Source organism: Variovorax sp. 01T439_2, from assembly GCF_056398445.1.
This window is the reverse complement of the sequence record NZ_JBFTPJ010000532.1, coordinates 1-4127: the sequence shown is the minus strand read 5'-3', so window position 1 is coordinate 4127 and position 4127 is coordinate 1. Positions and strand designations below refer to the sequence as shown.

General features: G+C 68.3%; 4 protein-coding genes and 1 pseudogene. 4 read left to right on the top strand and 1 reads right to left on the bottom strand.

Annotated features, from left to right (window positions below):
• Window positions 1–254 (top strand): annotated as a pseudogene (locus AC1DOC_RS22460) (1-acyl-sn-glycerol-3-phosphate acyltransferase); the annotation flags it as partial.
• A gap of 633 nt (window positions 255–887) precedes the next feature.
• The gene (locus tag AC1DOC_RS22455; protein WP_162269830.1) at window positions 888–1043 is read left to right on the top strand and encodes a hypothetical protein; all 156 of its coding nucleotides are present in this window, start codon (window positions 888–890) and stop codon (window positions 1041–1043) included.
• A gap of 55 nt (window positions 1044–1098) precedes the next feature.
• Here AC1DOC_RS22455 and AC1DOC_RS22450 read toward each other — a convergent pair whose 3' ends face one another.
• The gene (locus AC1DOC_RS22450) at window positions 1099–1371 is read right to left on the bottom strand and encodes a DUF4242 domain-containing protein (RefSeq protein WP_015867374.1); all 273 of its coding nucleotides are present in this window, start codon (window positions 1369–1371) and stop codon (window positions 1099–1101) included.
• A gap of 128 nt (window positions 1372–1499) precedes the next feature.
• On the opposite strand from AC1DOC_RS22450, the gene AC1DOC_RS22445 reads away from it, so the two are divergent.
• Both AC1DOC_RS22445 and AC1DOC_RS22440 read left to right on the top strand, forming a co-directional pair.
• A complete protein-coding gene (locus tag AC1DOC_RS22445; RefSeq protein ID WP_478130511.1) occupies window positions 1500–2480 on the top strand; it encodes an AraC family transcriptional regulator in 981 nt (326 codons plus the stop codon).
• Window positions 2481–2630: 150 nt separating this feature from the next.
• The coding region (locus AC1DOC_RS22440; RefSeq protein WP_478130510.1) for a TonB-dependent receptor at window positions 2631–4127 on the top strand (1497 nt) is incomplete at its 3' end.

Genomic DNA, 4127 nt, shown 5'->3' with positions numbered 1-4127 from the left:
CCATTTCGTCGGGCGCACCCGTGCTGCCGGCCGCGTTGCGCTTTGCCGATGCGGCCACCGGGGAAACCAGCCAGGCGCCGCGMTACATCGACGACGACAACCTGCTGACCTCGCTCTGGAACACGCTGCGCGCGCCGCCGCTCGTGGCCATCGTGCGCTTCGGCGAGCCGCAGGCTTCGCACGGGCGCGACCGCCGCGCCTGGGCCCAGGCGCTGCACGAAGACGTGCAGCAGCTGCGCCGCGAGACGCATTAGCCGCAGGGCGCGGCGCGGCACAGGCAAAAAAAGCGCTCCCGAGGGAGCGCTTAACGACGCACGGAGCGTCGTGAGGAGGAACCGGAATTCGTGCATCCGACATTGGCCGGGCCGGCGGCCGCCGCTTGCGGGAGAAATCAATCCATGCGCGTGGGCGGGTGCCTACAGGGCAGGGCGGCCCGCCGGGCCGTGGCTATCCCGGCCATGAGAATTGCCAAACCCGCCAGGGCCCGAAGCGTTGCACCATGCAGGTTCTACGCTGGAGAAAGAACCTGATGAGAATGCTGAGGAAAATCGTGGGTGGCGCCATCTCCCTTGCGGGGGCGGTGGTGCTCGTGGCGCGGCACTTGTGATGGCGGAATGGGCTGAATGAATACTATGGTTTGTAAGTAAGCGCACAGCAACACTACTGCCCGAGGGGCCGTGCAAACGGGTCGCATTTCGGCGCCCATAATGCGCCTGCGACCCACGCCAGAGGCCGCATCGAGACGCGGCTCCGGTCCTTCGAGGCGAGCCAGCCACATTCCTCTCTGGCCTTCACGGGATGACATCATGAGCGTATTGCAGATGTTTCTACCGGCGTCCGAACCAGCTCGCAGCGAGGCCCTGGAGCTCATTCGAAGAACACACCACTTGCCGCGCCACCTCGTGAGAGGCACCGGGCGCAGGAGCCTGGGCGAATCCGGACCGGGCCCGCTGGTCGGGCCGGTGCAGAGCCAGCAGCAGCAGGCGTCGTCGCAGGGCTTGCAGGCCATGGCTGGGCCGCAAGGCCGGCTGCAGGCCGAATGAGGGCGGCGCCTTCGCGCTGATCCGGCCGCCCCTGCTCGGCCATCCCTCCACCGTCTCACTCGGCCGTGGCCGGGTCGATCACGCCATGCACCCGGTCGATGCGGTCGGCCGGGAAGCCGCCGAGTTCCGCATGCTTGCGCACCAGCGCCTCGTCGGCGGCCTGGTAGATGCAGTAGATCCGGTCGTCGGTCACATAGCTGTGGACCCACTGGATGTCGGGCCCCATGCTGCCCAGCACGCCGCAGGACTTCTGCGAGATGGCTTTCAGGTCGGCCGGCGTGAACTTGCCGGCGCCGGGGATGTGCCGTTCGATGAGGAATTTGGGCATGGCGATACTCCTGTCTAGAATCGGTCGGAGCGACCAAGACCGATGGTGCCGGCGCGAAGCACCGTTGTATTGCCCGCTGCACCGGACTTGTTGACCGAAACCCCGCCCTCGCTTGCCGGGAGGTGACCATGGATGTCTTGTCGGACGTGCTGCGGACCATCCGTCTGGAGGGCGCGCTGTTCCTGAACGGGGACATGCATGCGCCCTGGTGCTTCAAGGTGCCCAAGGGCGCGCACATGGCGCAATTGCTCAGGCCCGGCGCGCAGCGGCTGGCCATCTGCCACCTCGTGCTGCAAGGCGAATGCTGGGCCCAGGTCGRCGGCGGGGAACCGATCCGCGCCCATGCCGGCGACGTCATCGCCGTGCCGCATGGCGACTCGCATGTGGTGGGCAGCGGCCTGCTCCAGGCAGCGGTGGACGTGGCGCATGTGGTGAACCCGCGGGCGCCCGAGCTGGAGCGCATCCGCTACGGCGGCAATGGCGACCGCACGGTGCTGGTGTGCAGCTGGTTCGCCTATGAAGGCGATGCGCCCAACCCCCTCATGGCGAACATTCCGCGCCTGTTCACCACGTCGCTGCGCAGCAGGCCGGCGGGCCCGTGGATCGAGCAGTCCGTCAACTTCGTGCTGGGCGATGCGGCTTCGCACACGCCCGGTTCCGAGATGGTCGCCGCCAAGGTGGCGGAGGTGCTGTTCGCCGAAGTGCTGCGCGGCTACATCGAATCCATGCCGGCCAACAACCCCGGCTGGCTCGCGGGCCTGCGCGATCCCCATGTGAGCCGCTGCCTGGCGCTGATGCACGGCGATCCCGCCCGCAACTGGACGGTCGACGCGCTGGCGCAGGAAATCCATGTCTCGCGCAGCGTGTTGGCGGACCGCTTCGCCGAACTGGTGGGCGCGCCGCCCATGCACTACCTGGCGCGCTGGCGCATGATCCTGGCCGCCGGCATGCTGCGCAAGGACCAGGGCAACCTGGCGCGCATTGCCGAAGGTGTCGGCTACGAGTCGGAAGCGGCCTTCAACCGCGCCTTCAAGCGCGAGTACGGGGTGTCGCCCGGGGCCTGGCGGCAGAACGGGGCGCGGGCCTTGGTGCCGGATGCGGCGCCCTGAGGTGGGGTGTCGTGGGTCAGTCTCGGACGGAAATTAGTTCCATGGCCGGGCCAATTTTCGGTGGCAATCAACGCCATGCCCACGTGCGTGGCGCCGCCGATTCCGGCGTGTGCGCAGGTGACGCGTGCGAGCGTCTACTAGAGTACGCGCATGCCCTTCCGCCCATGCGATCTCCTCGCCCGTTCCCTGGCCGTCAGCGCTCTCGCCTCCGGGCTCGCCGTGGTGGCCCATGCACAGCCGAAGCCTTTGGACGATGGCGAAACGCTCCCCGCCATCACCGTGGATGCCAGGGGCCGTTCGGAAGCCGCCCAGCAAGTTCCGATCCCGCTGACTTCGATCGATGGCGAGGCCCTCGAGACGCAGCAAAGCTGGCGGCTCGAAGACCTGCAGCAATGGTTGCCGAGTACCAGCATCACCTTCGGCGATCCGCGGCAATCGGCCATCGCGGTGCGCGGCGTCGGCAGGAATCCATCGAACGACGGCCTCGAGGGCAGCACGGGCATCTACCTCGACAACGTCTACCTGGGCCGCGCGGGCATGGCGACATTCGACCTGCTCGACATCGAGCGCGTGGACCTGCTGCGCGGGCCGCAAGGCACGCTCTTCGGCAAGAACACGACCGCCGGCGTGCTGGCGTTGCACACGCGTGCGCCGAGCCGGGAGACCGAGCGCAGCCTGCAACTCTCGATCGGGCAGCGCGGACTTGCGCAGGGGCAAGCCATCTTCTCGGGGCCCCTGTCGGAAGAGACGGCGGGCCGGCTGCTGGTGTACGGCACCCATGAACGCGGCAACATCGAGAACATCTACGATGGCGGCAGCGTCAACGGAGGCCATCGATCCGGCATTCGCGGCCAATGGCTGCTGCGCCGTGGCGACGCCTTCAGCCTGCGCCTGATCGCAGATGCGCACCGCGAGCGCTCCACGTACGGCACCCGCGTCATCTACTCGCTGGGAAGCGGACCGGCGGCGGCCCGCGCATGGGCCGGCGGCGCCACGGGCATCGTCACCGACCCGCGGCGCTATGCGGTCAATACCGACGGCGTGGAGCGCGTCGATCTCGACCAGGGTGGCGTGTCGGCCGAAGCGAGCTGGAAGCTCGGGTCCGGCGCTACCGTCACGTCCATCACCGCCGGCCGCTCATGGAAGTTCGTGCCGACGGCCAATGACAACCTCAATATCCCCGTGCTGATCGACGGCGGCTCCCGCGTGCGCCAGCAGCAGTTCTCGCAGGAGCTGCGCTACGCGGGGCCCACCGGCGGTGCGGTCGACTATGTGGTGGGCGCGTTCTACATGCGCCAGCGCATGCGCAATGAGATATTCACCGTGTTCGGTCCGCGGGCGGACATCGTTCTGCAGGGAACGTCCTTGCCGGTGCTCGCCAACGCGAGCACGGTGAGCTTCGGCGCGCTCGACACGGAGAGCTTCGCGCTCTTCTCGCAGGCCACGTGGCACGCCACGTCCAGGCTCGACCTCACGGCCGGCCTGCGCATCACGCAGGAGCGCAAGGACGGGCGCACCCATCGCGGCGACTCGACCGGTGGTGCCGCTGCCACCGCGTTCCTGCGCAATCGTCCGATCGTGCTCGGTGCCTACGACACGGGCCCCCCAATCGTCCGATCGTGCTCGGTGCCTACGACACGGGCCCCC

Coding starts and splice junctions, on each gene's coding strand:
- AC1DOC_RS22450 (WP_015867374.1), bottom strand. CDS start 1,371: ATGCCCAAATTCCTCATCGAACGGCACATCCCCGGCGCCGGCAAGTTC.